This window comes from Micromonospora sp. NBC_00617, from assembly GCF_045161355.1.
GTDB lineage: Bacteria > Actinomycetota > Actinomycetes > Mycobacteriales > Micromonosporaceae > Micromonospora.
The window spans coordinates 5,992,849-6,018,502 of sequence record NZ_CP107751.1 but is presented as its reverse complement, the minus strand read 5'-3'; the positions used below and the strand labels follow the sequence as shown (position 1 = coordinate 6,018,502).

26 protein-coding genes and 3 tRNA genes are annotated in these 25,654 nt (G+C 72.0%); 13 read left to right on the top strand and 16 right to left on the bottom strand.

From position 1 onward, the window contains the following. The first annotated feature begins 57 nt into the window (after positions 1–57). Positions 58–339, top strand: a complete 282-nt coding sequence (locus OG505_RS27810; protein ID WP_405428974.1) for a helix-turn-helix domain-containing protein — start codon at positions 58–60, stop codon at positions 337–339. 330 nt (positions 340–669) lie between these two features. On the opposite strand, the gene OG505_RS27805 is transcribed toward OG505_RS27810, so the two are convergent. Further along, positions 670–742 (bottom strand) — tRNA-Arg (locus OG505_RS27805). Positions 743–777: 35 nt separating this feature from the next. Next, positions 778–868 (bottom strand) — tRNA-Ser (locus tag OG505_RS27800). Positions 869–1,002: 134 nt separating this feature from the next. Here OG505_RS27800 and OG505_RS27795 point away from each other — a divergent pair. Further along, positions 1,003–2,241: a hypothetical protein gene (locus OG505_RS27795; RefSeq protein ID WP_405428972.1), complete on the top strand. Its 1,239-nt coding sequence runs from the start codon at positions 1,003–1,005 to the stop codon at positions 2,239–2,241. A 4-nt stretch (positions 2,242–2,245) separates the two neighbouring features. On the opposite strand, the gene OG505_RS27790 is transcribed toward OG505_RS27795, so the two are convergent. Then, on the bottom strand, positions 2,246–3,016 hold the full coding sequence (locus OG505_RS27790; RefSeq protein WP_405428971.1) for a CPBP family intramembrane glutamic endopeptidase: 771 nt from the start codon (positions 3,014–3,016) through the stop codon (positions 2,246–2,248). Between the two features lie 144 nt (positions 3,017–3,160). Here OG505_RS27790 and OG505_RS27785 point away from each other — a divergent pair, with 144 nt between their 5' ends. Beyond that, positions 3,161–4,276 (top strand): globin domain-containing protein, encoded by a 1,116-nt coding sequence (locus OG505_RS27785; RefSeq protein ID WP_405428969.1) that lies wholly within the window; start codon positions 3,161–3,163, stop codon positions 4,274–4,276. 69 nt (positions 4,277–4,345) lie between these two features. Here OG505_RS27785 and OG505_RS27780 read toward each other — a convergent pair whose 3' ends face one another. Continuing rightward, complete coding sequence (locus OG505_RS27780) at positions 4,346–5,875, bottom strand: peptide deformylase (protein WP_405428967.1); 1,530 nt, start codon at positions 5,873–5,875, stop codon at positions 4,346–4,348. Between the two features lie 332 nt (positions 5,876–6,207). Between OG505_RS27780 and OG505_RS27775 the strand changes: the two genes are divergently transcribed. Then, positions 6,208–6,990, top strand: a complete 783-nt coding sequence (locus OG505_RS27775; protein ID WP_405434756.1) for an IucA/IucC family C-terminal-domain containing protein — start codon at positions 6,208–6,210, stop codon at positions 6,988–6,990. A gap of 20 nt (positions 6,991–7,010) precedes the next feature. On the opposite strand, the gene OG505_RS27770 is transcribed toward OG505_RS27775, so the two are convergent. Further along, positions 7,011–8,840, bottom strand: coding sequence for a hypothetical protein (locus OG505_RS27770; protein ID WP_405428965.1), 1,830 nt, complete (start codon positions 8,838–8,840; stop codon positions 7,011–7,013). Positions 8,841–9,052: 212 nt separating this feature from the next. On the opposite strand from OG505_RS27770, the gene OG505_RS27765 reads away from it, so the two are divergent. Beyond that, complete coding sequence (locus OG505_RS27765) at positions 9,053–9,763, top strand: class I SAM-dependent methyltransferase (protein WP_405428963.1); 711 nt, start codon at positions 9,053–9,055, stop codon at positions 9,761–9,763. Between the two features lie 126 nt (positions 9,764–9,889). Here OG505_RS27765 and OG505_RS27760 read toward each other — a convergent pair whose 3' ends face one another. Beyond that, positions 9,890–10,432: a YbhB/YbcL family Raf kinase inhibitor-like protein gene (locus tag OG505_RS27760; protein ID WP_405428961.1), complete on the bottom strand. Its 543-nt coding sequence runs from the start codon at positions 10,430–10,432 to the stop codon at positions 9,890–9,892. A gap of 144 nt (positions 10,433–10,576) precedes the next feature. Here OG505_RS27760 and OG505_RS27755 point away from each other — a divergent pair, with 144 nt between their 5' ends. From OG505_RS27755 to OG505_RS27745, 3 genes are read left to right on the top strand one after another with little or no spacing between them, the layout of a single operon-like run. Beyond that, positions 10,577–10,732, top strand: a complete 156-nt coding sequence (locus OG505_RS27755) for a hypothetical protein (protein WP_405428959.1) — start codon at positions 10,577–10,579, stop codon at positions 10,730–10,732. 47 nt (positions 10,733–10,779) lie between these two features. Continuing rightward, positions 10,780–11,286, top strand: coding sequence for a helix-turn-helix domain-containing protein (locus tag OG505_RS27750; RefSeq protein ID WP_405428957.1), 507 nt, complete (start codon positions 10,780–10,782; stop codon positions 11,284–11,286). Further along, the gene (locus OG505_RS27745; RefSeq protein ID WP_405428956.1) at positions 11,283–11,825 is read left to right on the top strand and encodes a DUF6036 family nucleotidyltransferase; all 543 of its coding nucleotides are present in this window, start codon (positions 11,283–11,285) and stop codon (positions 11,823–11,825) included. The genes OG505_RS27750 and OG505_RS27745 overlap by 4 nt, the downstream gene beginning before the upstream one ends. 29 nt (positions 11,826–11,854) lie before the next feature. On the opposite strand, the gene OG505_RS27740 is transcribed toward OG505_RS27745, so the two are convergent. Continuing rightward, a tRNA-Ser gene (locus tag OG505_RS27740) sits at positions 11,855–11,941 on the bottom strand. A gap of 264 nt (positions 11,942–12,205) precedes the next feature. Here OG505_RS27740 and OG505_RS27735 point away from each other — a divergent pair. Further along, positions 12,206–13,183 (top strand): NAD(P)H-quinone oxidoreductase, encoded by a 978-nt coding sequence (locus tag OG505_RS27735; protein ID WP_405428954.1) that lies wholly within the window; start codon positions 12,206–12,208, stop codon positions 13,181–13,183. Here OG505_RS27735 and soxR read toward each other — a convergent pair. After that, positions 13,166–13,621, bottom strand: coding sequence for a redox-sensitive transcriptional activator SoxR (gene soxR / locus OG505_RS27730; protein ID WP_405428952.1), 456 nt, complete (start codon positions 13,619–13,621; stop codon positions 13,166–13,168). The genes OG505_RS27735 and soxR overlap by 18 nt on opposite strands. A 47-nt stretch (positions 13,622–13,668) precedes the next feature. On the opposite strand from soxR, the gene OG505_RS27725 reads away from it, so the two are divergent. Continuing rightward, on the top strand, positions 13,669–14,364 hold the full coding sequence (locus tag OG505_RS27725; RefSeq protein ID WP_405428950.1) for a transketolase: 696 nt from the start codon (positions 13,669–13,671) through the stop codon (positions 14,362–14,364). 5 nt (positions 14,365–14,369) lie between these two features. Then, positions 14,370–15,263 carry a transketolase family protein gene (locus OG505_RS27720; protein WP_405428948.1) on the top strand — a complete coding sequence of 298 codons (894 nt, stop codon included), beginning with the start codon at positions 14,370–14,372 and terminating at the stop codon, positions 15,261–15,263. Here the strand turns inward: OG505_RS27720 and OG505_RS27715 are convergent. After that, positions 15,249–15,956 (bottom strand): glycosyltransferase family 2 protein, encoded by a 708-nt coding sequence (locus tag OG505_RS27715; RefSeq protein WP_405434754.1) that lies wholly within the window; start codon positions 15,954–15,956, stop codon positions 15,249–15,251. The genes OG505_RS27720 and OG505_RS27715 overlap by 15 nt on opposite strands. Positions 15,957–16,080: 124 nt before the next feature. Between OG505_RS27715 and OG505_RS27710 the strand changes: the two genes are divergently transcribed. After that, on the top strand, positions 16,081–18,267 hold the full coding sequence (locus OG505_RS27710) for a glycosyltransferase family 39 protein (protein WP_405428947.1): 2,187 nt from the start codon (positions 16,081–16,083) through the stop codon (positions 18,265–18,267). A 52-nt stretch (positions 18,268–18,319) separates the two neighbouring features. Here OG505_RS27710 and OG505_RS27705 read toward each other — a convergent pair whose 3' ends face one another. From OG505_RS27705 to OG505_RS27680, 6 genes are all read right to left on the bottom strand, one after another. Further along, positions 18,320–18,919 (bottom strand): hypothetical protein, encoded by a 600-nt coding sequence (locus OG505_RS27705; protein ID WP_405428945.1) that lies wholly within the window; start codon positions 18,917–18,919, stop codon positions 18,320–18,322. Positions 18,920–18,975: 56 nt separating this feature from the next. Then, positions 18,976–20,442, bottom strand: a complete 1,467-nt coding sequence (locus OG505_RS27700; protein ID WP_405428943.1) for an ATP-binding protein — start codon at positions 20,440–20,442, stop codon at positions 18,976–18,978. Then, complete coding sequence (locus OG505_RS27695; protein WP_355063482.1) at positions 20,435–21,127, bottom strand: response regulator transcription factor; 693 nt, start codon at positions 21,125–21,127, stop codon at positions 20,435–20,437. The genes OG505_RS27700 and OG505_RS27695 overlap by 8 nt, the downstream gene beginning before the upstream one ends. A gap of 93 nt (positions 21,128–21,220) precedes the next feature. After that, complete coding sequence (locus OG505_RS27690) at positions 21,221–21,733, bottom strand: hypothetical protein (RefSeq protein WP_007453632.1); 513 nt, start codon at positions 21,731–21,733, stop codon at positions 21,221–21,223. A gap of 111 nt (positions 21,734–21,844) precedes the next feature. Continuing rightward, positions 21,845–22,858 (bottom strand): aminoglycoside phosphotransferase family protein, encoded by a 1,014-nt coding sequence (locus OG505_RS27685; RefSeq protein WP_405428941.1) that lies wholly within the window; start codon positions 22,856–22,858, stop codon positions 21,845–21,847. Between the two features lie 127 nt (positions 22,859–22,985). Next, complete coding sequence (locus OG505_RS27680) at positions 22,986–24,158, bottom strand: thiolase family protein (protein ID WP_405428939.1); 1,173 nt, start codon at positions 24,156–24,158, stop codon at positions 22,986–22,988. A 118-nt stretch (positions 24,159–24,276) separates the two neighbouring features. On the opposite strand from OG505_RS27680, the gene OG505_RS27675 reads away from it, so the two are divergent. Continuing rightward, on the top strand, positions 24,277–24,705 hold the full coding sequence (locus tag OG505_RS27675) for a PH domain-containing protein (RefSeq protein ID WP_405428937.1): 429 nt from the start codon (positions 24,277–24,279) through the stop codon (positions 24,703–24,705). Positions 24,706–24,709: 4 nt separating this feature from the next. Here the strand turns inward: OG505_RS27675 and OG505_RS27670 are convergent, their stop codons facing one another. Then, positions 24,710–25,621, bottom strand: coding sequence for a rhomboid family intramembrane serine protease (locus OG505_RS27670; RefSeq protein ID WP_405428935.1), 912 nt, complete (start codon positions 25,619–25,621; stop codon positions 24,710–24,712). Positions 25,622–25,654: the final 33 nt, after the last annotated feature.

The following is a 25,654-nucleotide window of genomic DNA, read 5'->3' as shown; positions in this document are numbered from 1 at the left end:
CGATCATCTGTAGCGGTAAAGTTGGACCGGTCAAAATTTACCACTACGATCTGACGTGTGCCAGCAGGGCGCGCTCGCCGCGAAGACAGCCGGTTCCGGGATCAAGCCGAGATACTCGCCACCCGGCTGCGAACGCTGCGCACAGAACGAGGGCTGACCCAGGAGCAGCTCGCAGGACGCGCCCAGGTCGCTGTCTCAACCCTGAGAAAGATCGAGTCGGGGAGGGTGATCGAGCCCGGCTATTTCACAATGCTGTCCCTCGCCAACGCTCTAGGCATAGAGCTTCGTGAACTTTCCTGGCCGCACGACTCGCCCTCAATCGGTCAACTCCACGCATAGGGACCCTGCCGTGCCCGGATCGAGAAGAGGGGGCAGAGTGAGGACGAGCATGAGCACCCGACCGCGACGCACCGGGTTCTGACGCAGGGATTGGCCCGTTCGCCCACCTCAGGTTCGTCGCGCGGGGGCGGTTCGCGGCCGTAGCAATTCAGCCTCGCAGGTGGACGAGCGAATGCGGACAACCAACACAGCAGAGGAAGCCTTTGATGACACTCCGCAAGGATCAGGTGAGTTCTGGCGGATCGCGTGACCCCCTGGGGGGCACGAAAAACGCCCCTCCAGTCGATCACTATCGATCGCCGGAGGAGCGTTTTTGCAGGTCATACCCTGTGCGCCCGAAGGGACTCGAACCCCTAACCTTCTGATCCGTAGTCAGATGCTCTATCCATTGAGCTACGGGCGCTCGTGCTCAGCCAGTCTACACACCCGGCTTTCGCGCGGAGACTCCGGGATTCGAACCCGGGAGGGGCTTTAAGACCCCAACCGCATTAGCAGTGCGGCGCCATAGACCAGACTAGGCGAAGTCTCCCTGGTGACCCGCGGACCACCGCGCCCGAGGATACAGGTCGCCACCCACCGGGAGCAAAACGACTTCCGGGGTACGGCCCGGTCCCCGTGTTTCACCCCTGTGCGGAGGCGTGATCGCGACTACGCTCCATCGATATGCAGGAGCAGCCGCCGAGCGAGCCGACCAGCCGAGAACCTGCTGACCGGGCGCGCCGGCGCCCTCCGCGGGCGACCTTCACTCCGCCGGCAGCCGCCGAGCAGCCGGTGGAGCCGGTCGCCGCCGAGCAGCCGGTGCAGAAGGCCGAGCCGGCGGCAGGCGCGGTCGCTCCGTCGGGTAGGCAGCGCCCTCGACGGCCGAGGCCCGCCCCGACCGTGCTGTTTCAGCCGCCGGACCCGGAGCGCCCCCTGCCCCGGCAGCCGCTCCGCTCGTCTCCCGCACCGAGCGCCCCGCCCGCCACCGACCAGGCCAGCCCGTCCGGCGACACCCCGGCAGCGGGCGTGGACCAGCCGGGCACCAAGCAGGCGACCCCGACGAAGAAGGCAGCCCGCGCCAGGAAGGCTGCCCCAGCCAAGAAAGCCACCCCGGCCAGGAAAGCCGTCCCGGTCGACGAGGTCACCCCGGCCAGGAAGGTCACCCGAGCCAAGAAGGCCGCCCCGGCGCTCAAGCGCAACGCCACGCCCGCGCAAGCCACCTCGGCCCCGCAGCCCTCGACCGCCATGGTTGAAGCAGAGAACGACCCGGTGCAGACTTCGGGGCGTACCCCGGAATCGGATGTGCGGGCGCTGATCGCCCGCCTGCGCGACCACCCAGGCTTCGCGCCGGAGCTGCTGGCGCTGGAGGCGGTCCGGGCGCTCGGTCCGGGCGCGGCCGAGTGGGCGCAGCGGCTGCGGGCGCGGTATCCGGACGCTCCGGCGGACGGCCTGGCGCGGCTGGCGACGCGGCGGTACGTGCGGGCGGCGGGCGCGGGAGGGGCGGCGGCCGCGCTGGCCGGGCTCTTCGCGCCGCTCGCCGAGCTGGCCTCGGTGCTGTGGACGCAGGCCAATCTGGTGTTGCGACTGGCGGCGGTGTACGGCAAGGATCCGGCGCACCCCGACCGGGCCGCCGAGCTGCTGGTGCTCACCCTGGTGCATTCGGACGCGACGAGCGCGCAGGAGGCCCTGCTCGCGGCGCAGACAACTGGCGATCCGGTCGAGGGAGCCTGGCCGAGGGCGGCGGAGGCGGCGTGGCGGCTGGCAGCGCCGCTCACCGCCCAGGCGGGCGGATGGGTGGCGTTGCGGTTGGCGTCCCGCCTGTTGCCGGGTGCGGCGGTGGTCGCCGCCACGTTGGGCGACGCGGCGGCTGCCGATCGATTGGCCGCGCGAGCGGTGGCCGCCTATCGGCCGAGCCGGCGCTGAGCGGTCAGAGCCAGGTGAACCAGTCGCGGGGCAGCAGCGCGTAGCCGACGAAGGCGACCACGTCGAGCAGGGTGTGCGCGATGATCAGCGGCAGGACCCGGCGGGTTCGCAGGTAGAAGAGGCTGAACACGACGCCCATGATCGCGTTGCCGACGAACGCGCCGAAGCCCTGGTAGAGGTGGTAGCTCCCGCGCAGCAACGCACTGGCCGCGATGACCGCGGCGAGCCGCCACTGGAGCTGGCGCAGCCGGGTGACCAGATAGCCGACCACGATCACCTCCTCCAGGACGGCGTTCTGCATTGCGGAGAGGATCAGCACCGGAACCGCCCACCAGACCTGCGGCAGGGCCGCCGGCACCAGCGTGGCGTTGATGCCGAGCTGTGCCGCCGCCCAGAACAGCGCCAGGCCCGGCAGACCGATCAGCGCGGCCAGGCCGGCACCCCGGGCCAGGTCCTGGCCGGGCCGCCGCGCGTCCAGGCCGAGGGTCCGCGCCGGGTCGCCGGGGTCGCGGCTGAGCAGGTGTACGGCGAGCAGCACGGGCAGCAACGCGAAGACGATGCCGAGGAGCTGGTACGTCAGGTCCAGCCAGGGTCGGGCCGACGCCGAGGTGTTCAGTGCGGCGGTCTGCTTGGAGAGGGGCCCCTCGGCGGTCAGCTTCGCGATGATCGAGACCACCGCGTAGACCGCGGACTGGCCGAGGGAGAGGCCGAGGACCAGCAGCGTCTCGGTCCCGAGTACTCGGCGGGACACCGGGCGGGTCAGCTCAACGGTCACCGCACCACTCTGCCCGACGGACGGCACCGCGGGCACGGCCGATCGGCCGGCGTGAACCGATCGCACATTCTGTGCGACCGGTGAGCACGCTCCGTGGAGATTCTATGAGCGCCCGATCCGCTGCCGTCTGGAGAAGGAGCACCGGTGGACAACGTCGCACGGTTGCTGAAGGAGAGCTGGACCCTCGTCGAGGAGGACCGGGAGCGGCTGAGCGGGCACTTCTACGCCCGGCTGTTCCTGCTCGACCCCGCCCTGCGGCAGCTCTTCCCGGTGCAGATGAACGGCCAGGGTGACCGCCTGCTGGAAGCGATCATCACGGCGACCCACACCGTGGACGACCCGGAGAGCTTCGACGAGTTCCTGCGTGCGCTGGGCCGGGACCACCGCAAGTACCACGTCGACGACAAGCACTACGCGACGATGGGCGTCGCGCTGCTGGACGCGCTGCGCAGCACGGCGGGCGACGGCTGGAACCTGGAGTACGACCAGGCGTGGCGGGACGCGTACGCGGCGATCGCGGCGAAAATGGTGGCCGGGGCGGCCGGCGACGACAACCCGCCGTTCTGGCACGCCGAGGTGCTGACCCACGAGCGGCACGGCTCGGACATCGCCGTGCTGACCTGCCGGGCCCTGCAACATCCGCTGTCCTGGCGGGCGGGCCAGTACGTCAGCCTGGAGTTGCCCCGCTTCCACCCGAGGGTGTGGCGGAACTACTCGGTGGCGAACGCCCCGAACGACGACAACGTGCTGGAGTTCCACGTGCGGAGCCCCGGGGCGGGGTGGGTGTCCGGGGCGCTGGTGCGCCGCGTACAGCCGGGGCACCTGCTGCGCCTGGCGGCGCCGATGGGGTCGATGACCCTCGACCGCTCCTCCGAGCGGGACATCCTCTGCGTGGCCGGTGGCGTCGGACTGGCGCCGATCAAGGCGCTGGTGGAGGAGCTGGCCAGCTACAACCGGACCCGCTGGGTGCACGTGTTCTACGGCGCCCGGCACGCGACGGACCTGTATGGGCTGGCCTGCCTGCAGGAGTTGGTGGCCGCGCACCCGTGGTTGTCGGTCACGCTGGCGTGCAGCGACGATCCCGACTTCGACGGCGAGTTGGGCGACATCCCGGACGTGGTGGCCCGGTACGGCCCGTGGACGACGCACGACTGCTACGTCTCCGGGTCGGCGCAGATGGTTCGGTCGACGCTGCGGGTGCTGGCCGCCGACGAGGTGCCGCCGCCGAACATCCGCTACGACACATTCGGCGATCTCTAGACGTTCCTCCCCCCACACCGGGGCGCGTGCCCCTGCCCCCTGGGGCACGCGCCCCGGTCCCCGCCTTGCTCAGTAGCGCCAGGGTTGCCCCGTCTCCCGGTATTCCTCCACCGGCACCAGCGGCACGCCGGGCGCCATCCGGTCGACGTAGAGCCGCCCTTCCAGGTGGTCGATCTCGTGCGCGACGAGCCGGGCCATGCCGAACTCGAACGAGGTGATGATCCGGCTGCCGTCCCACTGGGCGTGTTCCACGTCGAGTCGCAGCGGTCGGGGCACCAGACCGCGGTGGTCGAAGAAGGAGAGGCACCCCTCGTACTGCTCGTCGGTCTCCGGGTCGGCGTCCACCACCCGGGGGTTGAGCAGGACGACCGGTTCCGCCGACCGGTCGGGGGGTCGGACCACGGCGGCGGCACGGCCGATGCCGAGCTGCGGTGCGGCGATGCCCACTCCCTTGCTGAACGGGTGCAGCTCGTCGAGCCGGGACAGCGCCATGGTGAGTCGGTCCACGACGTCCCGGGCCACCTGTTCCTCGCCGGGCAGGTCGAACTGCCGGACCTGCTGGCGGAGGAGGTCGGCCCCGCGCTGGACGATGCCGATCCCGCGCATCCGCTCGCTGGGGCGGACCCGGGTGCCGCCGGGGTCGACGTCCGGGTCGGTGTCCGGCCGAGCCCGGAAGCGCCACTGCATCCGGTAGCGGGCGTTGAGCGGCGGGGCGTCGGTCTGCCAGTCGTAGATCGCCCGGTCGCCCTCGTCGCGACGCTGCGGCGCCGTCCGCAGCGGGCCCTCCTCCGCGGAGAGCGAGGTCTCCGCGCCCCAGACCTGCGGGTCGAGGGCCGCCGGCAGGTCCAGGCGTACGGCGAGGTGCCGGGTGGGCAGCCGGACGGCCCGCTGGAACCAGGTGCCCCATTTCTCGTGCCCGACGCTGTACGCGTACTCGATGATGGCCCGGTCGCCGGGGTAGAGCGGGAAGCGCCGTTCACCGTTCTCGAAGAGCAGCCAGATCTCCTTGAACGCGTCCCGGTCGTGTTTCGCCCGCCAGTGCATCGGCTCCGGGTCGCCGGCGCCGTCGTCGCGACGGGCCTGTAGTTGCAGCTCGGCGAAGGTGAGCGGGTGTTCCCGGTGGTGCCGGTTGGAGCGACCGGGGTCGTTCGGGTAGCGGTCCACCGCGACGCGGACGAGGTAGCGGGTGACCGGCTCGGTGCCGGCGTTGTAGAGCTCGCGGCGGATGACGCACCGGTAGGCGTCGTCGGCGTGGGTGAGGGTGGCCAGTTCCCGCTCCACGACGAGGCCGGTGCCGGGGGGCAGCCACTGGCCGGGCATTGGGGGTTCGCGGTGCGGTTGGCCGGAGCGGGCGTGCCGGATGTCGTCGTACTCCCGGAAGCGCTGCCAGATCGCGCCGCTGGCCTCCAGGACGGCCTCGGCCCGGCGGGCGAAGTCCTCGGTCGGGCGGTGTCGGCGCCCCTCGACGTGGCTGACGTAGGACGGGTCGAACCCCATCAGGATGGCCAGCTGCTTCTTGGACAGGCCTCGCCCGGCGCGCTGGCGGGCGAGCTCGGCCGCGAAGGAGTCGGCAGCCCGTTCGAGGGGTGACGTCGTCATCGGCTTCCTCGTGGCCGGGAGTATTAGTTTCACGTTCTGTGGCGGAACGCACACGCATCTGCCACCTTGTCGACACAACGCTTGACAATCCACCGACGGTGATCGATCCTGCGGCGGCGTTTTCGGAGGCCGGGTGCGGGTAGTACGCCGGGGCGCGGAGCGCTGCTCCCGCCGGGAGCCGGAGTGACCCGGACCTCCCGATCCGACCGAGGCAAGGCTTCCCTTAGACCGCCAGGCGTGGTTAGGCTAGCCTTAGCTCAGGACGGCGCTGGTCGTCCGCCGGGGCATGCTCCCCGGTCACGCGGACGGGGGATGACACGGTGACAGCGGTGATGCCGAGGCGGGACGTGACCGCCACGCCGCTCGCCCCCGTCACCGCGGCGCTGCGGGCCATGTTCGGCACCGACGACCTTCCCGGTCTTGCCCGGGGCCTGCTGGTCGACGACGAGTTCGGTTGGACGCCCGCCACCACCCTGATCGACGGCACCCGCCTGCCGGAGCTGCTGCACGCGGCCAGCGTCCGCTGGGGCGGCACCGCGCACGCCTGCGCCGCGCTGGCCTGGAAGTCGTACAGCTACTGGACGGCACTGCCGGTCGTGCTCGGCTGGGCCTCGGCCCGCCGGGTGCCGCTGCTCGACCCGTCCGACGTGCTGATCCACTTCGAGGACCACCGGCCCCTGCTCACGCTGGGCCTGCGCCACGGCACCACCGTGGCCGTGCTGCCGAACGACCCGCTGGCGCTCTCCGGCCTGCCAGAGGTGCGGGTCGTCGCCGGCGAGGCCGAGTTGCTGGCCGAGCTGCGTGCCTCCCTGCTCGACGCCCACCTGGCACCGCTGATCGCGGCGATCCAGGCGGAGGTGCGGGTGGGCACCCGGACCCTGCTCGGCTCGGTCGCCTCCGGCATCGCGCACGGCATCCTCCGGGCCGCGGACGCGCTGCCGGGCTCGACGGTGCAGAGCATCGACACCCTGCTCGGCGCGCTCGATTTGGCTGACCTGGTCGAGCTGGTGCCCGGCCCGACCGGTGAGCCGAGCGTGCAGCGACGCACCTGCTGCCTGGCCTTCACGCTGCCCAGCCCGAAGGTCTGCCAGGGCTGCTGCGTCCGGCAGGGCTGATCCCGCGCGGCCGGCCCCGTTCAGTCAGTCAGCGGCCGGACGTCCCACACCCAGACGCCGCCGGTGAAGACCGGTTGGATCCCCGTCAGCTCGGTCATTCCGCGACGCAGTTCCATCTCGTGCTCGTGCGGCCCGAGGATCACCACGCCGGCCCGCCAGTAGCGCAGGTCGTCGACCGCCTCGACCCGGCTCTGCGGGGTGATCGGCGGCACCGCGCCGGTCCGTCGGACGGTGGCGAAGAAACTGCTGGTGGGCCGGGGCGGCGCGGTGAACAGCGCGACCTTCGGCGGTTCCGCGCTCGGGCGGGTGTCCGGTCCGAGGAAGTAGCCCCGGGCCAGCGGCATGTCCAGTCGGGTCGCGGCCGCCCAGCGCAGCGGCTCCGCGTAGTTCGTGTCCGGCAGCGGCAGGGTCACCACACTGCGCCCACCAGCCACGTACGGCCGCCACGCCCCGTTGGTCACGAATGTGGGGACCGGGTCCAACTGGACCACGGGCAGCGGGGTGGGCAGGATCGGCAGCAGGGCCATCGTCAGCACGGTCGCGGTGGCGAAGCGGATCTGTGGCCGGGCGGCCGGGTGCGTACGGGCCAGTTCGCGGGCGCGTTCGGCGCCGTAGGCGAGCAGCACCCCGACGATCGGGGTGATCGCCAGCGCCCACCGGGTCGGCACCACCGAGTGCAGGATCGGCAGATTCTCCAGCGCTGCCCAGGGCCCCGGCACGCCGGTGCCGTGGCCGGCGAAGCGGATCTCCCGCCCGAGCGAGAGCACCGTGAAGAACAGCCCGAGCCCGGCCAACGCGAGCACCACCACCGACCGCCGCAGCCACCAGATGAGGGCGACCACCAGCACGAGCAGCGACCAGCCGAAGAAGCTGTTCTCCTCGGTCGGGTTCTTGGCCAGCCCGGCGGCGGTGCGCGGGTTACCGGCCAGCGATTCCCGGGAGTACGCGGCGAACGAGGCCAGGTCGCTGGAGTAGCCGCGGATCAGGCTGGACAGCCCGGAGTAGGCGCCGGGTCCGAAGAACTGCACATACAGCGGGTACGCCAGCAGCAGACCCGCGACCACGGCGGCGACGGCCAGGCCGGCGAGGAAGGACCGGGTCCGTGACCGCAGGGCGGGGCGGCTGAGGGCCAACGCGCCGACGATCACGCCGAGCCCGATCGCGGTCATCAGCAGGATCTCCAGGTTGAGAAACGCCTGCCAGACGATCACCAGAGCGAGCAGCAGCCCGTTGCGCAGCCAGCGGCCGGGGTCGGCGAGCCGCAGCGTACGCCAGATGATCAATGGGACGACGAACTGCGACACGATGTTCGGGTGCCCGTTGGCGTGCGACACCATGGCCGGCGCGAACGCGCAGAAGCCCGCGCCCAGCCAGGCCGGCCCCCGGGCCTTGACCAGGACGCGGGAGAGCAGGAAGTACCAGGCGGTGGCGGTGGCGACCATTCCGAGGGTGAGAAAGAGCAGGAATGCCGCACGTGGCCCGAACAGCAGGGTGATCGGCGTCATTGGCAATGAAATGGATAATACGGACGTATTTGCCATGAGGTTGACACCGTCCGGCACGTTCATCTGATCGGAATGGAACGGGTATGCGAAATGCGTGACCACTCGCGCACCGTGCGCCATCATCCATTCGAACTGCGACTGGTCGGAGCGGTTGTCCCGCACTCCACTGCCCGGGTCCCACCAGAGACGCCCGGTGACCCAGAAGCCAAGCACCACGAAGCTCAGCACGGCGGCCAGATCGGTCCACTTCCCGTTACGGCGCAACCGATCGCCGCCGCCGGCCCCCTCCACCGACGACGGGGTGGCCGGGCCGGCGCCGGGCGCGTCCGGTTCGGGAGTAGTCATGACAATTCATAGGGTAGTCAGCGTATGGCGGTGCCGTGACATGTTTCGGGGTACTGCCGTACTATGTGCCGGGTTCGCCGACCGCCGATCACGTGCCCACCCCCCCGACCGCAATTCGGCCAACCGCTCCCCCGATTCTTCTGCCATCCAAGCGGATGATTCACTCTGTCGGTCCAGGCACGGGTCGAGTTCATATCGTGAGGAATCGACGCATGGCAGAAATCACTGGGGATCAGCGCGTCCAGTCCGAGGTGCTGGAGGGCCTGGCAACGGCCGTCAACCACCGTCGCTGGTTCGTCGAGCTGGCGGTGCCCTACCTCGGTGACGACCCGATCGAGATCGGCAGCGGTCTCGGTGACTACGCGTTGGAATGGTCGCAGCGGCTGCCCCGGTTCACCGCCACGGAGGCCGACCCCGACCGGCTGGTGCAGCTCAAGGAGCGCCTCGCCGACCAGCCCGGCATCGACGTCCGGCAGATGCTGCTCCCGCACAGCGACCGGGGGGACTACAGCGCCGCGGTCTCGTACAACGTCCTGGAGCACATCGAGGACCACGTGGGCGCGCTGCGCAGCATGCGCGACCTGGTCCGCCCCGGCGGCGCGGTGATCATCATCGTGCCGGCGTTCCAGTTCGCCATGAGCCCGGCGGACATCGCCACCGGCCACGTCCGCCGGTACACCAAGAAGACCCTCGGCACGGCGATGACCGAGGCCGGCCTGACGGTGGAGAAGATCCACTACGCCAACGCGCTCGGGTTGATCGGCTACTTCATGGCCACCAAGGTCTTCCGGCTGATGCCGAAGGAGGGGCCAATGGTCAAGGTGTACGACACCCTCGTCCTGCCCGCCACGAAGGCCGCCGAGCAGGTCGTCCGACCCCCGTTCGGCCAGTCCGTCTTCGCCGTAGCCCGCGTCCCGTCCTAACCCACCCCCGCCCACCCCCACCCCGCGCGATCTCACCCACGCCGCGATCTTGCACTTGCGGTCGCCCTTGCGTCCCTTATGTCAGGGATGTCGGGGCAGTAAGTGCAAGATCGCGGGGGTCGGGGGTTAGTCCTTGATTTGGTACGTCGGGCGGATCACCGCTCGAGCCAGGGTGTGGAACGTGAGGTTGAAGCCCACGTAGGCGGGGCTGGCGTCGGGGGTCAGGTCCAGGCGGTCCACGTCGACGGCGTGCACCGCGAAGACGTACCGGTGCGGGCGGTCACCGGACGGCGGCGCCGCCCCGCCGTAGCCCTGCTCGCCGTAGTCGTTGCGGACCGAGAACGCCCCGCCGAGGTCGGTGCCCGCCGCGCCGCCCGCGCCGCTGGGCAGCTGCGTGACGCCGACCGGCACGTTCACCAGCACCCAGTGCCAGAAGCCGCTGCCGGTCGGGGCGTCGGGGTCGTAACAGGTCACGGTGAAGCTCTTGGTCTCGGCGGGGAAGTCCGACCAGGTCAGCTGCGGGGAGACGTTCTCACCACCGGTGCTGCCATGCGCGTGCCGGGCGTCCATCGGCTCGCCGTTCTGCACGTCGTCACTCGTCAGGGTGAACGAGGGCAGCGTCGGCAGCAGCTCGTACGGGTCCGGGGCGATCGGTCGTTCCAGGGTCATCGGGACGGCGTCCTTCCGGGTCTGGGCAGATACCTGCCCTTCATACCCCGTTTCGGGCCAACGAACGACCGACTGCGTCGGTTGTCCGGCAGCATCGGCCGGACGCTATGGTTGGCTGCCTGCAACTTTCCACGGGGGGAATACTTGCTAGGGATCTGGCGCGATTTTCTGGTCGCCGTCGTCACCGCGCTGCGCAAGCCGGACGAGCAGGCCCTCGCCGAGGAGCGCCGCCGCGCGATCGAGCGGCTGGCCGACGAGACGATCCGCGAGGCCCGACGGGACGAGCCCGAGGGTACGTAGCCGCGAAGCGAGTTGTGTTTTTAGCGTTTGTGGCGCATGCTCCACTCATGGTGACGACGGGTGAGGACCTTCTGACCACCGGCCAGGTTGCCAAGCTGCTTGGATCTTCGCGCCAGCAGGTCGTCAACCTGTGCGAGCGTGGAGAACTGCCGTTCGTGAAGGTCGGCGCACATCGGAGGATCAGGCGAGACCAGGTTGAGGCGCTGCTGCGCCCGAAGCCGGAACTGACTCGTGATCAGCTCAAGTCGCTGTGGCTGCACCAGGCGGTAGCGGGCAGTTTGGTCACCGACCCGGACGCGGTACTGGGCAAGGCCAGAGAGAATCTCGACCGACTCCTGCGGCAGCACCGAGAAACCATGACCGAGGTGTGGCTGAAGCGCTGGCAAGACAAGATCAACGAGGGTGTGAATGCCGTCCTCAAGGCGCTGACCTCGGATGATCCGGAAGCTGTTGAGCTACGACAGAACTCGCCCTTCGCTGGGGTCCTGTCACAGCCACAGCGCAAGAAGGTTCTTGAGTCCTTCACCCGCAGTGGCTGGGAGCGAGCCGCGTGAGGCGCGAGCAACTGGAGCACGTCCTGCGATCGGCGTGCCAGATCGTTGGAGACCCGGATGTCCTTGTCATCGGCAGCCAGTCGGTGCTGGGGGCGATCCCGGAGAGCAGACTTCCGCTGGAAGCCACCGCCTCGATGGAGGTCGACGTGGCATTCTTCGACGACCCGGACGACCACAAGGCGGACCAGGTCGACGGCGCTATCGGCGAATTCTCGCTGTTCCACGAGACGAACGGGTACTACGCCCAGGGCGTGAGCGTGTCGACCGCGAGGCTGCCCGACGGGTGGCGGGATCGGCTGGTTCTGGTGGAGTCCCAGAGCACCCAGCCGGGGCGCGGGTACACGCTCGAACCGCACGACTGCGTCGTGTCAAAGCTGGTAGCTGGCCGGGAGAAGGACCACGCCTTCGCCGACGCCCTGATCCGGGCCGGGATCGTCGACCCGGCAGTGGTCGCGGAGCGGATCGAGATGGTCGACGTCCATCCCTTGGTGCTGAAACGACTGAGGGACTGGATCGCCACCTACCTGCCGGCAACCTGACGGCTACGCGGCACTCTGCTGCTCGTCGGCGGAGGGTGTGGGATTCGAACCCACGAAGACATCGCTGCCTTACCGGTTTTCAAGACCAGCGCCATCGGCCACTAGGCGAACCCTCCCGGACCGCCACCCGCGGATGTACGGCCGTGGACAGTCTGCCACGCCGCCCGCCGGCCGGCTCGGCGTCCCTCCCGGAAGCGCCGGTCAGGCGGGTGCCGCTGCGTCCACTGTGGCGCGGACCGGAGTCACTCATGGGCATCGGGGCGTGCATCGCCAGCGTGCAGCGTCGTGATCGACTCGCGTTCCAGGGCCAAGCACCGACGACCGGCGCGCGCACCGGGGTGCGCCTGCGTCCTGCGGGGGCATCGGGTAAGACTGAGGCCATGCGAGCCATCACCGTTCCGCAGCCCGGTGGACCCGACGCGCTGGTCTGGGCCGAGGTCCCCGACCCGGAGCCCGGCCCGGGCGAGGTGATCGTCGCGGTGCGGGCCAGCGGAGTGAACCGTGCCGACCTGCTGCAACGGCAGGGGCACTATCCGCCGCCGCCGGGTGCGCCCGCGTACCTCGGGTTGGAGTGCTCCGGGGTGATCGACGCGATCGGCCCGGAGGTGACCGGGTGGGCCGTCGGCCAGGAGGTCTGTGCGCTGCTGGCCGGCGGCGGGTACGCCGAGCGCGTCGCCGTGCCCGCCGGGCAGCTGCTGCCGGTGCCGGCCGGCGTGGACCTGGTCGACGCCGCGGCGCTGCCGGAGGTGGCCTGCACGGTCTGGTCGAACGTGGTGGGGGTGGGCCGGCTCGGCTCGGATGACACGCTGCTGGTGCACGGCGGGGGCAGCGGGATCGGCACGTTCGCGATCCAGTTCGGGGCGGCCCTGGGCGCCACGGTCCTGGCGACCGCCCGCACGGCCAAGCACCCCCGCCTGCGCGAGCTGGGCGCGGCGGAGACGATCGACTATCGGGAGCAGGACTTCGTCGAGGAGGTCCGCAAGGCCACCGACGGCCACGGCGCGGACGTCATCCTCGACATCATGGGCGCGTCCTACCTGGGCCGGAACGTGGCCGCGTTGGCGACCGGCGGCCGGCTCGTGGTGATCGGGATGCAGGGTGGTCGCAAGGCCGAGCTGGATCTCGGTGCGCTGCTGGCCAAGCGGGCCAGCGTCGCGGCGACAGCGCTGCGCTCCCGGCCGCTGGCCGAGAAGGCGGAGATCGTCCGGGGCGTACGCGATGAGGTGTGGCCGTTGGTCGAGGCCGGCGCGGTCCGCCCGGTGGTAGACCGGCGGCTGCCGATGGCCGAAGCTGCCGAGGCGCACCGGCTGGTCGAGTCGAACGACCACGTCGGGAAGGTGCTACTCACCATCGGATGAGGCGCGGGGCAGCATGAGGCGGGCGCCGGGGCCCTCGCCGGCCAGCGTGTCTCCCGGGTTGTAGAGCGTGCAGCGTTGCAGGGACAGGCAGCCGCAGCCGATGCAGCCGTCCAGGTCGTCGCGGAGTTTGGTCAGCAGCCGGATCTTCTCGTCCAGCCGGCCGCGCCAGCTCGCGGAGAGCCGCTCCCAGTCCTGCGGGCTGGGCGTACGGCGGTCGGGCAGCGATTCCAACGCCTCGCGGATCTCGTCCAGCGAGACGCCGACCTGCTGAGAGATGCGGATGAAGGCGACCCGCCGCAGTTCGGTGCGGGCGTAGCGACGCTGGTTTCCGCCGGTGCGATTGGCGCGGATCAGACCGAGCCGCTCGTAGTAGCGCAGCGCGGACGGCGCGACGCCGGAGCGGACGGACAGCTCGCCGATCGTCAATGAGTCGTGCATCACCCGGTCCTTGAATTGAAGTGCACTTCAACTCAGAGGCTAGTGGCATGGCAACCACAGTCACCACCGACAGCGGCGCCCGGCTCCCCGGGCTGATCCGGCGCCTGACCGGCGACGAGAAACACGCGCCGAGCGCCCACTCCACCATCGACGTGATCCAGGTCCTCTACGACCGGGTGCTCCGGGTCAGCCCCGACACCGTCGACGACCCGGAGCGGGACCGCTTCCTGCTCTCCAAGGGGCACGGGCCGGCGGCCTACTACGCGGTGCTCGCCGCGCACGGCTTCGTCCCGGAGACCTGGCTCGACGACCTGGGCGGGCCGGACAGCCGGCTCGGTCACCACCCGGACCGGACGCTGGTGCCCGGGGTCGAGATCGGGGCCGGCTCGCTCGGCCACGGGCTCGGACTGGGCGTCGGCACCGCCCTCGGGCTGCGGGCCCAGGGCCTGCTCACCCCCCGGGTGTACGTGCTGCTCGGCGACGCCGAGCTGGACGAGGGCTCCAACCACGAGGCCATCGCGTACGCGGGGGCGACCGGCCTGGACAGCCTCACCGCGATCGTGGTGGACAACTCATCGGCCACTCACGGCTGGGCCGGGGGAATCGCCAGCCGCTTCACCGTCAACGGCTGGACCGCCGACACCGTCGACGGCCGGGACCACAACGCCCTGTACGCGGCGCTGACCGGGCAGCGACGAGGACGACCGCACCTGGTGGTCGCCCGCATCGAGAGCGAGGGATGACCACCATGCGAACCGCCTTCATCGACACCACCACCGCCCTGCTCGACGAGGACCCCCGTGCCGCTCTCGTGCTGGCCGACATCTCGGTCAGCCAGTTCGCCCCGGCGGGTCGCCGGCACCCGGACCGGGTGCTCAACGTCGGCATCCGCGAGCAACTGATGATCGGCGTGGCCGGCGGCCTGGCTCTGACCGGGCTGCGCCCGATCGTGCACTCGTACGCGACGTTTTTGGTCGACCGGGCGTACGAGCAGATCAAGTTGGATCTGGACCACCAGGGCGTGAGCGCGGTGCTGGTCAGCATCGGTGCCTCGTACGACGCCGCGGAGGAGGGCCGCACCCACCAGTCACCCGGTGACGTGGCGCTGTTCGACTCGCTCGGCGGCGGTTGGACCGTGCGGGTGCCCGGTCACCCGGACGAGGTGGCGCCGCTGCTCCGGGACGCCGCGGCGGGCGACGATCCGGTCTACGTGCGGCTCACCGAGCAGCGCAACGCCGAGGCGTATCCGGACACCGACCGACTACGGGTGCTACGGCGGGGCGGGCTGGACGCGCCTGTCGTGGTGGCCGTCGGGCCGATGCTCGGTGCCACGCTCGACGCGACCGAGGGAATGGACGTGACAGTCGCGTACACCCACACTCCCCGGCCCTTCGACACGGCCGGGCTGCGCGCGCTCGCCGGGACCGACGTGGTGCTCGTCGAGCCGTATCTGGCGGGAACGTCGAGCGCGGTCGTCGGCCGCGCCCTGGCGGACGTGCCGCACCGGCTGCTCACCCTCGGAGTGGGCCGGGCCGATCTGCGGCGGTACGGCGACGCCGCCGACCACGCCCGCTGGCACGGCCTGGATGCCGCAGGTCTACGGCGGACGATCAGCGCGTTCCTGGGATCAGCGCGCGGATGACGCGGCGGGACGGCGGCGGGCGCGTTCGCGACCGAGGATCCAGATCGCCTCGACGCCGTCCTTCCAGGTGATCTTCTTGCCCTCTTCGCGGCCGCGCGCCCGGTAGCTGATCGGCACCTCGTACGGGCGGATCCGGCGGCGCAGCAGCTTGCCGGTCACCTCGGCCTCCATGCCGAAGCCGCGCGAGCGCACCTCCAGCGACCGGTAGAGCGCCACCGGCATCAGCTTGAAGCAGGTCTCCAGGTCGCCGATGTACGAGTTGAAGAGGACGTTCGCCGCCATCGTGACGCCCTTGTTGCCCATCACGTACCAGAAGCTGTAGGCGCTGTGGCTGCCAAAGGTGCGATTGCCGTAGACCACAGTGGCCCGCCCGTCGAGCACCGGGGCGAGCAGCTTGGGGATGTCCTGCGGGTCGTACTCCAGGTCGGCGTCGAGAATGACCATGTATTCGCCCTCGGCGCTGTCGACCGCCGTCTTGATGGCCGCGCCCTTGCCCGCGTTGCGCTGGTGGGTGATGACCCGCAGGCGGGCATCGTCGGCACGACCGAGGACCTCGCCGGTGCCGTCCCGGCTGCCGTCGTCGACGATGACGAGCTCGATCTCGCAGGGGTAGTCAACCGCCAACGCCTGCTTGAGGGCATCCGCGATGCGTTCTTCCTCGTTGTAGACCGGCATGAGGATCGAGAGCTTCACGGGAATCTCCACGGTGGCGACGACACGTCGGGCATAGCCTAGCCTGGCTGGTCAGCCCGACGGTGGCCGCCACCGTCGGACAGCCGGCGTGGCGAATTCAGCCGGATGGTGTTTACTTCCCGCCATGTCGGCTGCCGGCTCCCTGCTCGCGGTGCTCCCCGCCGCCTCGGTGCTCCTGCTCACGGTCGCGACGAAGCCCCGCGGGGTCGACGCGGTGACGTCGTCACGACTCGCCGCGGTGCGCGCGGCCCTGGTCGCCGGGGCGTACGCGGTGCTCGTCGTCGAGGTGCTCGGCGTGCTGCACGCGCTGACCCGGCCGGCGTTCATCGCCGCCTGGCTGCTCTTCCTGCTCGCCACCGCGACGGCGGTGGGCCTGCGCTGGCACCGGGACACTCCGCCCGCCGAGGTGCCCGCCGCGGCGGCCCGACGGGTGCCGGTCGGCGCGGTGGTGACCGTCGGCGCCGGCCTGGAGACGTCCGTCCCGCTCACCGACCGCGACCCGGCGGGCGGGCGCGACGCCACGCCGGTCCAGACCGGTGAGGTACGTGCCGGCCTGCGCAGGGCAGCCGAGATCTGGCGTACGGCGAGTCGGGGCGAGCGGCTGCTCGCCGGCGGCATCGGCGGACTGGTGCTGCTGGAGTTGCTGGTCGCGCTGCTGGCCGAGCCGAACAACTTCGACTCGCAGACCTACCACCTGCCCAAGGTCGAGCACTGGGTGGCCCAGGGTGATCTGGACTTCTGGCCCACCGCCATCCACCGGCAGGTGACCATCCCACCCGGCGCGGAGTACCTGCTCCTGCACCTGCGCCTGCTCACCGGCTCCGACGCGCTGCACAACCTGGTGCAGTGGGCCGCCGGGGTGCTCTGTCTGCTGGTGGTCGCGCGGATCACCGCGCAGCTCGGCGGCGGCCGGCGGGCTCAGTTGATCACCACATTCGTGCTGGCCAGCACCCCGATGGTGGTGCTACAGGCGACCAGCACGCAGACCGACCTGGTCTGCGCGGCGTGGGTGGCGTGCGCGGCGACCCTCGTCCTGGACGGGCTGCGTCGGCGGACCGGTTGGGGGACGCTGGTCGGCCTGGGCGCGGCCACCGGGTTGACGGCGGTGACCAAGACCAGCGGCCTGATCGCGGTGGGCCCGCTGCTGGTGCTGTGGGGCCTGGCCCAGCTCCGGCTGGCCCTGGCCGACCGGGAACCGGCCGCCGGTCGGGTTCGGCCGGTCGGTCCGGTGGTCCGCGTCGTCGGTGGCTCGGCGCTGATCCTGGTGGTGGCGGCGCTGGTGGTCGGCCCGTTCCTGACCCGGGTGACCGCCGAGTTCGGGCATCCGCTGGGCCCTCCGCGGCTGCGGGAGTCGATCCCGATGGAACGGCACGATCCGGCGTCGGTCCTGGTCAACGCGCTACGGATCGGGCACACGGCGTTCGACACGCCGCTGGCGCCGCTGCGCAGCGCCAGCGCGGACGCGATCATCGGTGGTGCGGAGGCGATCGGTGTCGACCCCCAGGACCGGGCGATCACCTTCGGTCGGGAGGTGTTCCCGGTGCCCGCCTGGTACCCGGACGAGGACCGGGTGGCGTTCCCGATCGCCGGGGCAGTCGCGTTGCTCGGCGCGCTGGTCGCGCTCGTCCGCCCGCGCCGGCTCGACCCCGGGCAGGTGGGGCCGCTGCGCTCGTACGCCGTGGTGGTGCTGACCACCGTGCTGCTGCACACCGCGATGCTCAAGTGGCAGCCGTGGGGCAACCGGCTGCTGCTCTACGCCCTGGTCCTCGCCGTGCCGCTCGCCGGCCTGTGGTTGGACGCGCTCCTGCGCCGCCATGCGAGCCCGGAGCCCGGGGTGACGGCCCGGCGGCGGTCGGTGGCCACGGTGGTGACCGTCGCCGTGTTGGCCACCTCGGCGCTGGCCGGGGTGCTGGCGCTGTCGTACGGCTTCCCGCGCCGGCTCGTCGGCTCCGGCTCCGTCTTCACCACCTCGGACTGGGACACCCGGTTCCTGCGCCGGCCGCAGTGGGCCGACGAGTTCCGCTGGGCCGCGACCGCGGTCCGCGACAGCGGCGCGCGGCGGATCGGGCTGGTGGAGCAGAACGACAACTGGGAGTACCCGTGGTGGCTGCTGCTGCGCCATCCGGACGGCGGCTCGCCGGAGCTGGTGTCGTTGCAGTCGGTTCTGCCGGAACGGCCGCCGGCCGACCCCGCCTCAGTGGACGCGATCGTCTGCACCGGCAGTCAGCCGGCCTGCGCCAAGCTGGTCCCGGCCGGCTGGCGGTTGGAGTTCCGCGGCTACGTGGGCTACGCCCTGCCGCCCGGCCGCTGATCAACAGCCGCGCAGGGACGGGCCCCCGGGCTTACACCCGGGGGCCCGTCGCTCACTTGTCGCGCGGGATGAGGATGAGCCGGGCGACGCCCTTGTCACCGTCCTTGACGCCGGCGACGCCGAGCTTCGCGCCGACCTTGACCTCGCTCGGCTGCACCGTCGCGCGCCGCTCGACGACCCGCAGGTCATCGCCGAAGGTCCAGGTCATCGTGAAACCGTCGGTGGACTTGACGGTCATCGAGTCGCCGTCGATGGCGGTCACCTCGCCGCGCTGGACGGCGACCGTCTGCGTACCGTTGTCCTTGGTCTGCACCACCGCCTCGCCGTGCAGGGTGTTCTTGCGCAACTGCACGCGGGCCTGGTGGCGCTTGCGCCACTCCTCGCCGCGCTTCTGCCGGTCCTTGTCGCGGGCCGTCGGGGAGGCGCCCGGCGTCGGGGTGGCCGGGGCGGCGACGGTCTGCACGTCCAGGTCGGTGGCGTCGAAGCCCATCGCGGTCAGCGCCTGGCCCTCCACACCCATCGCGGCGGCGACCTCGACCGCGGCTTCCCGCGCGGGCTGGCTGGCCACCTCGGCCGCGCCGCAGCCGCTGACGCCGAGCGCGACCGCCGCGAGCAGTGCCGTGGTGCCGATGACGAATCCCCAACGTGGCATGACTCTCCCTCTCGTCCGTGGAGCCCTCAGCCTTCCCCGCGTCCACGAGCGGACCGTCAGGCCGATGTTCGGGTCAGGTAAGGATCACCGGGCAGCCGGACCGTGAAGGCGGCCCCGCCCTCGGGCGCGTGACCCGCGACGATCTCCCCGCCCAGCCGGCGGACCAGCCCGGCGGCGAGTGCCAGCCCCAGCCCGCTGCCCACCTTGCGCACCCCCCGGTAGCGCTCGTGCAACGCTCCCCGCTCGAACGCCACCGCCAGGTCGTCGTCGGTGAAGCCGGGTCCGCCGTCGCGGACCTCCAGCACACCGCCGTCCGCCGGGTCCGCACCGACCGGCCGGACCGCGAGCACCACCGGCGCCCCCGGGGGTACGACCCGCAGCGCGTTCTCCAGCAACCCGTCCAGCACCTGCCGGATCCGACCCGGATCGGTGTACGCGGACACCGGCTGACCGGGCGTCTCCACGCGGAACGACACACCCACCGCGGCGCACCGACCCGACCAGGTCGGCTCGGCGTCGACGGCCAGCCGGGTCAGGTCGACCGGCACCGGTTCCAGCGGAAAGTCGGCGGCCTCCAGCCGGGCCAGCGCCAGCAGATCGCCGATCAGCCGGTCCAGGTGCTGGGCCTCGGCCAGCATGGTCCGACCGGTGCCGGCGGTGCCGTCCGCGTCGATGACGCCGTCGGCCAGCGCCTCGGCGTACCCCCGGATCGCGGTCAGCGGGGTCCGCAGCTCGTGCGAGACGGAGAGCAGGAACTCGCGCTGCCGGCCCTCGCTGGTGGTCAGGGCCGCGGCCAGGCCGTTCAGCGCCTCGGCCAGGTCGGCGACCTCGTCCGGCGGTTCGACCGGCACCCGGACGGCGCGGTCCCCGGCCCGCAGTCGGGCGGCGGCGGTGGCCGCGACGCGGATCGGTCGGGCCAGGCGGCGGGCCAGCAGGAGGCCGGCGACCACGCCGGCGGCCAGCCCGGCCAGCAGCGGCAACCAGAGGCTGAGCAGCACCTGCGCCCACAACCCGTTCGACGAGGCGCGGGACAGCACCACCCCGTTGCCGCCGGGCAGCGCCCGGCCCTCCACCAGGGCGCGGTGGCCGTTGACCGGGCGGCGGGCCGACACGTTGCGGCCCTGCCCGATCCGCTGCACCACGCGGGCCGGCAGGCCCGACCGGTCGACGGCCCCGCGCCGGATCAGGTACGCGTCGATGCCCTGGTCGCGAAGTTGCTGGATGAGCCGCTCCTCGTCGGCGGTGCGCCCCCGGTCCAGCCGGGTGCGCAGCACCTCGGCGGCGAGTCGGGCCTGCGCGGCGAGCGCCTGCTGGTCGCGTCGCTCCGCGCCGCGGATCGCCAGTGGCACCGCGACGATGGCGGTGACGAGCACCGACACCAGTGCCACCGCGCAGGTGACCAGCACCGCGCGGGCGGTCAGCGTCCGGCCGAGCCGGCTGCGCCGGGGTGCGGCCGGCGGGCGGGCGCCGACCACCGGCAGTGCCATGGTCGGCGACTCGGCGCGCACGGGCTGCTCAGGCATCGACCGCGTACCCCACGCCCCGGTGGGTGCGGATGACGCTGGCCGGGCCGAGCTTCGCCCGCACCTGGGCGACGTGCACGTCCACCGTGCGGGTTCCGGCGTGCGCGGCGTAGCCCCAGACACCGGCCAGCAGCTCCTCCCGGGTGAAGACCCGGCCGGGCCGGGCCATGAGGTGCGCCAGCAGGTCGAACTCGGTGGAGGTGAGCTGCACCGGTACGCCGGCGGCGGTGACCGTCCGCCGGGCCGGGTCGAGGGTCACCGGGCCGACGATGCGCGGTCGTTCCGCGCCCTCGGGGCCCCCTGCGGTGCGGCGCAGCACCGCCCGTACCCGGGCGACCAACTCGCGCGGGCTGAACGGCTTCGTGACGTAGTCGTCGGCGCCCAGCTCCAGGCCGACGATCCGGTCCACCTCGTCGTCGCGGGCGGTGAGGAAGATGACGGGCGTCCAGTCACCGGCCTCGCGCAGCCGGCGGCAGATCTCGGTGCCGGGGAGGCCGGGCAGGGCGATGTCGAGGACGCAGGCGACCGGACGCAGCCGGCGGGCGGCGCTCAGGCCGGCCTCGCCGTCGCGTTCCAGGTGTACGCCGAACCCGTCCCGGGTGAGGTAGAGCCGGACCAGGTCGGCGATGGCCGGCTCGTCCTCGACCACGAGGACGAGCCCGCGGTGCGGCGGTTCGACGGTCACCGGCCCATGATTGCCGACCCGGTCGGCTCGGCGCGATCGGTGCGTGTTCGGGTTCGGTAAAGGCGACGTGAAGGGCGGCCGGCCGGTCGGGCGTCAGCGCGCGACGGCGGGGCGGAACGCGCTGGGTCGGACGGCGGCCGGCGTGTCGCCGATGGTGGCGACGATCCGCTCGCGGGGTGCCCGCAGGCGGGTCCGGAAGGCGTGGTTGAGCAGCGCGTCGAGCTGCCACACCTGCTTCGGGTGACTGGTGCGGACGAGGAACCGCTCGCGGATCCCGTCGATCGCGGTGGCGGCCAGCTCGACCGACCCCAGCCGGGGGTCCGGGCTCCAGGTGACGTTGCTCAGCTCGCGCAGCTCGGTGTTGAGGTGCAGGCGCAGCCGGTGCAGGAGCCGGGTCTGCTGGGTCACCACCAGTCGGCGGTGGGTGAGCAGCAACAGGTAGTCGCCGGTGACCGGGCGGTCGGGGCGGCTGCAACGGGTGACCAGGATGGTGGCGTCACCGGAGCCGACGCAGCGTCGGAAGACCGGCATGTGCCGGCTCACGGTCTGCACGGCAAGGCCGGCCTCGGTGGCGGCCGGGAGGAACGTTCGGGAGAAGACGTCCATGACCTGCCCAACGACCTCCCCGGCGCGGTGACGTGGGTCACGTCCAAATTTTGGAAGTTCCACGCCGCGCGTCGCACCGCCTGTCCGACTTCCGACTTGGACGGATGCCGGTCAGTGGTCGGGCTGAAGCGGGGTGGCGGCGAACAGCTCGGCGAGCCATCCGGGCACCGCCTCGGCGTACTCCGCGCGGGCCGGGTCGGCCGTGTCCAGAGCCCGCCGCCAGGAGAGCGACCGGCTCACCGCGCCCAGGTTCATGGCCAGGTCGGCGGCCTCGACAAGGGTGCGGCGATCGTAGCGGTCGGTCCACGCCTCCAGGTAACCGTCGCGCAGCCGGGCCAGGCCGGCGTCGTCCGCCGACAACGCGGTGGCGTACCGGATGGAGCGCAGGGTCACCAGCAGCGTGCCGAACGGGTGCGCCACCGAGGCGTCACCCCAGTCGAAGTAGCGGTACCCGGCCGGGCCGGCGAAGACGTTTCCGTCGTGCAGGTCGTCGTGCTGCACGGTGGCCGGGATGCCGATGTCCGCGAGCCGGCGACACCGCTGCGCGTACGCCGGAAGCTCCGCCCGCAGCCGCTCGTACGTCGCGACGGCGAGCCCGCCCTCCGCGCCGACGCGCAGCGACTCGTGATCGTCGAGCAGTTCGGCGAGCAGTTCGGGCAGCACCTCCGGGCGGTGGTCCGGGACGCCGAGGGCGACCAGCTCGGCGGCGTGCGGCGCGGTGGCGAGTTGGAGTGCCGCGTACCCGGGCAGCGCCCGCTCCCAGTGCGCCAGGTCGGGGTCGCGGCCCAGCACGTCACGCAGCGACTCGCCGCCGTCGGGAAGCAGCGACCAGCCCCGCTCCCGGTCCACCCCGATCGGGGCCAGCACCCGCTCGGGCGTCAGCCCGGCCAGCGTCGCGATGAGGACCGCCTCGTGGGCCGTGCCCCGGTTGTTGGCCTTGAACCAGACCGGCCCGTCGTCGGTCGGCACCCGCCAGACCAGCGACCACGGCCGGACCCGCGGCTCCATCGGCCCGGTGACCCGGCGACCGGCGTTGCCGAGTTGCTCGTCGACCCAGGATCGGGCCTGCGCCTGCCACTCGTCGCTGGACCAGTCGGGAGCGCGCTCGTCGGCGATCGTCGTCACGATGGGCACCCTAGGCTGCGTGCCCGACGCGGGGCGAGACCATTTCCCGCCGATGCTCCTCGGCCGGCGGCGAACTGCGGGCTCAGACCAGCGCGATGCTCCTCGGCCGGCGGCCGAGCTGCGGGGGTCAGACCAGCTCGACGATCGTGGCGTTGGCCATGCCGCCGCCCTCGCACATGGTCTGCAGGCCGTAGCGGAGCCCGTTGTCCCGCATGTGCTGCAGCATCGTGGTCATGATCCGGGCGCCGGAGCCGCCGAGCGGGTGCCCGAGGGCGATCGCGCCACCGCGCGGGTTGAGCCGCTCCGGGTCGGCCTCGGTCTCCGCCAGCCAGGCCAGCGGCACCGGGGCGAACGCCTCGTTCACCTCGTACACCCCGATCTCCTCGATGCCCAGCCCCGCGCGGCGCAGCGCCTTCGCGGTGGCCGGGATCGGCGCGGTGAGCATGGTGACCGGGTCGTCGGCCGCGACCACGGCGGTGTGGATGCGGGCCAGCGGGCGCAGACCGTGCCGGCTGGCCCACTCGGACGTGGTCACCGCGAGCGCGGCGGCGCCGTCGGAGATCTGGGACGCTGATCCGGCGGTGACCACGCCGTCGGCGCGGAACGGGGTGGCCAGTTCGCCGAGCTTGTCCAGCGAGGTGTCCCGGCGGATGCCCTCGTCGGCGGTGAACTTGCCACCGTCGGCGAGTGGCACCGGAGTCAGCTCCGGGGCGAACGCCCCGGCGTCCTGCGCGGCGGCGGCCTTCTCGTGGCTGGCGAGCGCGAACTCGTCGAGCTGCGTACGCGAGAGGCGCCACCGGCGGGCGATCAGCTCGGCCCCGACGCCCTGGTTGAAGGGCAGCGGCGCGTCGTCGGCGAAGCCCTCGACACCCCGGTAGCGGGCGCGGAGCTGGTCGCTGAACGGCATGCCGCCCGCCACACTGGAGCCCATCGGCACCCGGGTCATCGACTCCACCCCGCCGGCGACCACCAGGTCGGCCTGGCCGGAGAGGACGGTCGCGGCGGCGAAGTGCAGGGCCTGCTGGCTGGAGCCGCACTGCCGGTCCAGCGTGGTGCCGGGCACCGTCTCGGGCCAGCCGGCGGCGAGCACCGCGTTGCGGGCGATGTTCCAGGACTGCTCGCCGACCTGGGACACGCAGCCCCAGAAGACGTCGTCGACCTGCGCCGGGTCCAGGCCGGTGCGCTCGGCGAGGGCGCGCAGCACGTGCGCCGACAGGTCGACCGGGTGGACACCGGCGAGGCTGCCCTTGCGCCGCCCGACCGGGGTACGCACCGCGCCGACGATGACCGCGTCACTCATGTTTACTCCCCGGTAACTTGGGCTGCCCCGATCCTACGTCGTCCGTGGAACCTTCGTCCGCCCGCGGGCCGAGGTGCCACGACTCCCGGCATCCGCCGACCGCTGGCATGCTGGGCGGGTGGACGAGATCTCCCCGGTGCGGCAGTGGCGGGTGCCGACGAACCTGCCGGTGGCCAAGCTGGCCGGCGCGGTCCTGCTTGTCGCCCTCGGTCTGCTCTTCGCCGACGGCGACCCGATCCGGCTGGTCGTGGCCGGTGTGGCCGCCGCCGCGCTGGCCGCCTGGGCGGTACGGGACCTGGTCGCGCCGGTCCGCTTGACGGCCGATCCGGCGGGGCTCACCGTCATCCACGGCTTCGCCGGCCGGCGGCTGCTGCCCTGGGCGACGGTCGAGGCGATCACCGTGGACCGCCGGCAGCGGTGGGGGCTGACCGGCGAGGTCCTGGAGATCGACGCGGGCGAGTCGCTGCACCTGTTCGGCAGGTACGACCTGGGGGCCACCCCCCAGGAGGTGGCCGCCGAGCTGCGCGCCGCCCGCCGGCACCCCTGAACCGTCAGCTCAGCAGTTGCGCGGTGCGGAACAGGATCAGGCCGAGCAGGATCAGCAGGATGATCGCGCCGCCCACGGCCTGCACCAGCGTGCGTCGACCCCGTGGCGCGTACGCGAGCACCACCGCCATCGCCCCGCCGACCACCAGGCCGCCGAGGTGCCCGGGGATGGAGATGCCCGGCACGGTCAACGTGAACACCAGGTTGATCACCAAAATCGGGATCACCTGGGAGATGTCCCGGCCGAGCTTGCGCTCGATGATGATCAGCGCGGCGAAGAGGCCGAACACGGCCGTGGACGCGCCGGCCGTCGCCGAGTTCTGGGCGCTGAACAGGTAGGCGGCCACGTTGCCGCCGAGGCCCGCGACCAGATACAGCGCGCCGAAGCGCAGCGGCCCGAGGTTGGCCTCCAGCGACCGGCCGAGCACCCACAGCGCCCACATGTTGAGCAGCAGGTGGATCACGCCGTAGTGCAGGAACATCGCGGTGATCAGCCGATACCACTGACCCTCGGCGATGCCGCCGAGCGTGCCGTCGGGGAAGACCGCCAGCCCGAGCACCGAACCCCAGTTGGTAAGCGGGGTCCCGCCGCCCATCAGCCCGCCGAAGCCGGAGCCGCCGACGGCCGCGTCCCCGCCCCGGTCGGAGGCGATGGACAGCAGCATGACCAGCACGTTCAGGGCGATGATGCCCTTGGTGACGTAGCCGTGCCGGCCGGCCGTACCGCCACCGAAGGCGGTACGCGCCGGCCGGACACTACGACGTCCCTCGTTGACGCACTCCGGGCACTGGTGCCCGACGGACGCCTCCCGCATGCAATCCGGACAGATCGGCCGGTCGCAGCGGGTGCACCGGACGTAGGTCTCCCGACCAGGGTGCCGGTAGCAGACCGGGGTGGTCGGCGGGGACTCGCTCACCGGGCCGATCCTCCGTCCGCCACCGCGCGGTTC